The following is a 5,528-nucleotide window of genomic DNA, read 5'->3' as shown; positions in this document are numbered from 1 at the left end:
CGCGCCCCGGAAGATCTCCGGCGCCTGCTAAAAAACCAACCCTGATAATTTTCCACCGTTAACGATCCGCCACCCATGAGCGCCGTCTACGATTCTTCCGCCATTGAAGTCCTGACCGGCCTCGAGCCGGTGCGCCGCCGTCCGGGCATGTACACTCAGACCGACCGCCCGAACCATCTCGTCCAGGAAGTGGTCGACAACAGCGTGGACGAGGCCATCGCCGGCCACTGCAGCGCCATCGACGTTACGCTGCACGCCGACGGTTCGGTCTCGGTCGCGGACAACGGCCGCGGCATGCCAGTGGACAAGCACAAGGAGGAGGGTGTGTCGGGCGTCGAGGTGATCCTCACGCGCCTGCACGCGGGCGCCAAGTTCTCGAACAAGAATTACACCTATTCCGGCGGCCTGCACGGCGTGGGCGTTTCGGTGGTCAATGCGCTATCGCACAAGCTCGAGGTCACGGTGCGGCGCGACGGCAAGGAATACCGCATGTCCTACGCCGACGGGCAGAAGACTTCGGAATTGAAGGCGGTCGGCAAGGCGGAAAAAGGCGTCACCGGCAGCATCATCCGCTTTTGGCCCGACGCCCAGTTTTTCGACACGGTGAAATTCCACGTCCCGCGCCTGAAGCATGTGCTGCGCGCCAAGGCAGTGCTGTGTCCGGACCTGTACATCAGCTTCACGAACGAAGCCGACGCCAAGGACAATGAGGAGTGGCATTACGAGGACGGCCTCAAGGATTACCTCGAGACCCAGATCGAGGGCTGGGAATATCTTCCCGCCGAGCCCTTCGTCGGGCATCACAAGGGCGACGATGGCGAGGTGGACTGGGCGATTGTGTGGCTGCCGGCGGGTGGCGAGCCGATCATGGAAAGCTACGTCAATCTCATCCCGACCACGCAGGATGGCACGCATATCAACGGCTTCCGCGCCGGGCTGACCGACGCCATGCGCGAATTCTGCGAGTTCCGCGACCTGTTGCCGCGCGGCGTGAAGCTCGCGCCCGAGGACATCTGGGGCAAGTCGAGCTACGTGTTCGCGCTCAAGATGCGCGACCCGCAATTTTCGGGGCAGACCAAGGAACGGCTGACTTCGCGCGAAGCCGCTGGTTTAGTGCAGGGCGTGGCCAAGGATAGTTTCAGTCTGTGGCTCAACCAGCACGTAGCCGACGCCGAGAAGATCGCGGTGCTCGCGATCGAATCGGCGCAGGAGCGGCAGCGCGCCGATAAAAAGGTCGCGCGCAAGAAAATCGGCAGTGGCCCGGCCTTGCCCGGCAAGCTCGCGGATTGCGTGGCCCAGGACCTGTCGCGCACCGAGTTGTTTCTGGTGGAAGGCGACTCCGCCGGCGGCTCCGCCAAGCAGGCGCGCGACCGCGAATTCCAGGCGATTATGCCGCTGCGCGGCAAGATTCTGAACACCTGGGAAGTGGAATCCGCCGAGGTGCTCGGCTCGCAGGAAGTGCACGATATCGCGGTCGCGCTCGGCGTTGATCCGGGCTCGAGCAATCTCGAAGGCCTGCGTTACGGCAAGGTCTGCATTCTCGCTGACGCCGATTCCGACGGCGCGCACATCGCGACACTCTTATGCGCGCTGTTTGTGCGCCACTTCCGGCCGCTGGTGGCGGACGGCCGCGTGTGCGTCGCCATGCCGCCGCTGTACCGCATCGACGTGGGCAAGGAAATCCATTACGCGCTCGACGACGAGGAGAAAACGGCGATCCTCAAGCGTATCGAATCGAGCGGCTCGCGCGCCAAGCCGATGGTCACGCGCTTCAAGGGCCTGGGCGAGATGAACCCCGACCAGCTGCGCGTGACCACCATGGACCCGAAGACGCGTCGGCTGGTGCAACTGGATATCCAGTCCGGCGACAACACCAACAAGCTCCTCGACATGCTGCTCGGCAAGAAACGCGCGTCCGACCGCAAGAACTGGCTCGAGAAGAATGGCAACAAGGCGGAGGTCATCTAGTGCCGACCATCAAGACCGCCGTTGACGTCGCCGCCTCGCCTGAAATGGTGTGGCGCGTGCTGACCTATTTCCCCGATTACCCTAAATGGAACCCCGTCCTGGTTTCCATTCAAGGAAGTCTGTCGCCGGGCCAGCGCCTGAAGATCCAGGCACGCCTTCCAGGTCGTGAATATAAATTTTCGCCACGTGTCGTGAAGGTTATTCCTGCCACTGAACTGCGTTGGCGCCGCTGGCGGTTTATCGAAGGTGTCTTCGATCGCGAACAGGCGTTTTTCATCGTGCCGAACGGCATCAAAGGTGTCCGCTTCATCCAGAGAGAGCACTTCTCCGGTTTACTTGTATCGCTGGTAATGCCTTTTATCACCAAGAAAACACTCAAAGCCTTTAATCTGATGAATCTGGCGTTGAAGCGAACCGCCGAAGCGAAACGCTAATGGCAAAGAAACCCTCCAGCAAGGAAAACACCGCGGGCAAAAAATCCACGGGCAAGCGCGGCAAGTCGCAGCCGCTCGCGCGTCCGCGCGCCGCCTCGATCGAGCGCCTGCCGCTCGCGGCCTTCACCGAAAAAGCGTACCTGGATTATTCCATGTATGTCATTCTCGATCGCGCGCTGCCGAACATCTGTGACGGTTTGAAACCCGTGCAACGGCGCATCATCTACGCGATGTCGGAGCTCGGCCTCAACGCCGCCTCCAAGCACAAAAAATCGGCGCGCACCGTGGGTGACGTGCTCGGCAAATTCCATCCGCACGGCGACACCGCCTGCTACGAGGCCATGGTGCTCATGGCCCAGCCGTTCAGCTACCGCTATCCGCTCATCGACGGCCAGGGCAACTGGGGTTCACCCGACGATCCCAAGTCGTTCGCCGCCATGCGTTATACCGAGTCGCGGCTCACGCGCTTCGCGCAGATCCTGCTGTCCGAGCTCGAACACGGCACGGTCGACTGGACGCCCAACTTCGATGGCACGCTGCAGGAGCCGAAGATCATGCCGGCGCGCCTGCCGCACGTGCTGCTGAACGGCACCACCGGCATCGCCGTCGGCATGGCGACCGACATCCCGCCGCACAACGTGCGCGAGGTCGCTGCTGCCTGCGTGCACCTGCTCGAGGAGCCGGACGCCGGCTTCAAGGACCTGTTCAAGCACATCAAGGGCCCGGACTATCCCACCGAGGCCGAGATCATCACGCCCAAGAGCGAAATCCGCACGATGTACGAAACCGGCAACGGCTCGATCCGCGCCAGAGCCAAATGGGAAAGCGAGGACGGCGCCATCGTCATCACGGCACTGCCGTATCAGGTGTCGGGCTCCAAGGTCATCGAACAGATCGCCCAGCAGATGCAGCAGAAGAAGCTGCCCATGGTCGAAGACCTGCGCGACGAGTCCGACCACGAGAATCCGACGCGCCTGGTGATCATGCCGCGTTCCAACCGCATCGATCCGGTGGAACTGATGTCGCATCTGTTCGCGACCACCGATCTCGAGCACAGCTACCGTGTGAACATGAACATGATCGGCCTCGACGGCCGGCCGCGGGTGTACAACCTCAAGGACCTGCTCAAGGAGTGGATCAAGTTCCGCATCGAGACCGTGCGCCGGCGGCTCACGCACCGGCTCGAACGCGTTACAGCGCGGCTGCACATCCTCGACGGCCTGCTGATCGCTTATCTGAATCTGGACGAAGTGATCCACATCATCCGTAACGAGGACGAGCCCAAGCCCAAGCTCATCAAGCGCTTCAAGCTGACGGAAATACAGGCCGAGGCGATCTTGGAGACCAAGCTGCGGCACCTGGCCAAACTCGAAGAAATGAAAATCCGCGGCGAGCAGGACGAGCTGACACGCGAGCGCCTTCACCTGGAAAAAACGCTCAAGTCCGCGCGGCTGCTGAAGCAACTGGTACGCGACGAGATTATCGAGGACGCCAAGGAATTCGGTGACACGCGCCGCTCGCCGCTTATCGAGCGCGAAGCCGCGCAGCAGATCGACCAGACCGCGCTGCTGCCGACCGAGCCGATTACCGTGGTGCTGTCCGAAAAGGGTTGGGTGCGCGCCGCCAAGGGCCACGAGATGAACCCCAAAACGCTCGATTACAAGGCCGGCGATAAATTCCACCAGGCGGCGCGCGGCAAGAGCAATCAACTGGCGGTATTTATCGATTCCACCGGCCGCACCTATTCGCTGCCCGCACACAAACTGCCCTCGGCGCGTGGTCATGGCGAGCCGCTTTCGAGCAGTCTCAATCCGCCTCCCGGCGCAACCTGGGCCGGCGTGATGATGGGCAATCCCGAGGACTTGTACTTGCTCGCGACCGATGCCGGTTATGGCTTCGTCGCCAAGCTCGAGGACCTGGTCGCGAACAAGAAAGCCGGCAAGGCAGTGCTCAAGGCGACGAAGGGCGCGAAAGTACTCATGCCGCAGCTCGTGACCGATATTAAAAAAGATTACCTCGCGGCGGCCACGACCACCGGCCAGATGCTGGTGTTCAAGGTCAAGGAACTGCCGCAGATGCCGAAGGGCAAGGGCAACAAGATCCTGAACGTTCCCACGGCGAAGTTTGCCAAGGGCGAGGAGGCCATTGCCGGTGTTGTTGTTTTCGGCGAGGGCCAGACACTGGTGGTCCATACCGGCAAGGGCGAGTTGACGGTTTCACCGGAGGAAGTTGATCTCTACGAGGGTGAGCGCACGCAGCGCGGTGGGAGATTGCCGAAGGGATATCAGGAAGTGAAGGGAATTGAAGTGGCGCAGTAAAAGTATTTCCGCCCCCTCAAATTAAATTATCGTCATCCCCGCGAAAGCTACGTTTTTTTGTCATGCCCGCGGAGGCGGGCATCCAGGGTGCAGAGGCGGAGCCACCCGCTATCAGCCTCTTAACCCGTGCGCGTAGCGCACACGAAACATTCCCGTCAACCCCAATTGGGTTGCTGCGTTAAACTTGTCCTGATGCAACCAACAAATGGAGTCTTTTTTCATGAAACTAAACATCCGTTCTCTTGTTTTAATCCCGGCCTTCCTGGGCCTATTCGCAGGCGTGGCGTTGGCCGATGACGCCGCTGGCAAGCCCGGGCCGGCACCCAATCGTCAGCAGTGGTGCGCCGACAACCCGCAGAAGTGCCAGGAGATGAAAACGCGCATGCAGGAAAAATGCGCGCAGGACCCGAAGCGCTGCGAGGAGACGAAAGCCCGCATGGCGGAGCGCAAGGCCAAATGCAAGGCCAATCCCGAGGAGTGCCAGAAGCAGCGCGAGCAGATGAAGTCGCACCGCGCCGAAATGCGCGCCAAGTGCGAGGCCAACCCGGAAGAGTGCAAGAAAAGACGCGAGGAGATGCGCGAGCACCGCGAGAAGTGCCGTGAAAATCCGGACAGTTGCAAACGCCCTGGCCGTGACATGGCGCCGGCGGGAAAACCGAGCACATAACGTAAAGTCTCAACAATTAGGGAACCTTTAATCAAGTTTCCCGTTCGCCCTGAGCTTGTCGAAGGGCGAACGGGAAATGCCGTAAATGGCAGACGATTCGTCCGTTCGTGGTTCGACGGGCTCACCACGAACGGACTTAAT

General features: G+C 61.0%; 4 protein-coding genes. All 4 read left to right on the top strand.

What is annotated here, in order from left to right:
• Nucleotides 1–75: 75 nt before the first annotated feature.
• The 4 genes from parE to ACC569_RS13615 all read left to right on the top strand — a co-directional run bounded on the left by parE (nt 76) and on the right by ACC569_RS13615 (nt 5,387).
• A complete protein-coding gene (gene parE / locus ACC569_RS13630; RefSeq protein ID WP_372524082.1) occupies nt 76–1,968 on the top strand; it encodes a DNA topoisomerase IV subunit B in 1,893 nt (630 codons plus the stop codon).
• The gene (locus ACC569_RS13625; RefSeq protein WP_372524081.1) at nt 1,968–2,402 is read left to right on the top strand and encodes an SRPBCC family protein; all 435 of its coding nucleotides are present in this window, start codon (nt 1,968–1,970) and stop codon (nt 2,400–2,402) included. The genes parE and ACC569_RS13625 overlap by 1 nt, the downstream gene beginning before the upstream one ends.
• A complete protein-coding gene (gene parC / locus ACC569_RS13620) occupies nt 2,402–4,720 on the top strand; it encodes a DNA topoisomerase IV subunit A (RefSeq protein ID WP_372524080.1) in 2,319 nt (772 codons plus the stop codon). The genes ACC569_RS13625 and parC overlap by 1 nt, the downstream gene beginning before the upstream one ends.
• A gap of 220 nt (nt 4,721–4,940) precedes the next feature.
• A complete protein-coding gene (locus ACC569_RS13615; protein WP_372524079.1) occupies nt 4,941–5,387 on the top strand; it encodes a hypothetical protein in 447 nt (148 codons plus the stop codon).
• The last annotated feature ends 141 nt before the right edge of the window (nt 5,388–5,528 follow it).

It is taken from the genome of Sulfuricaulis sp. (genome assembly GCF_041499725.1).
Lineage (GTDB): Bacteria > Pseudomonadota > Gammaproteobacteria > Acidiferrobacterales > Sulfurifustaceae > Sulfuricaulis.
This window is presented reverse-complemented; position numbering and strand designations above follow the sequence as displayed.

Excerpts from the sequence above, each read along its gene's own strand:
- parE (WP_372524082.1), top strand. The coding sequence starts at position 76 with ATGAGCGCCGTCTACGATTCTTCCGCCATTGAAGTCCTGACCGGCCTC.
- parC (WP_372524080.1), top strand. The coding sequence starts at position 2,402 with ATGGCAAAGAAACCCTCCAGCAAGGAAAACACCGCGGGCAAAAAATCC.
- ACC569_RS13615 (WP_372524079.1), top strand. The coding sequence starts at position 4,941 with ATGAAACTAAACATCCGTTCTCTTGTTTTAATCCCGGCCTTCCTGGGC.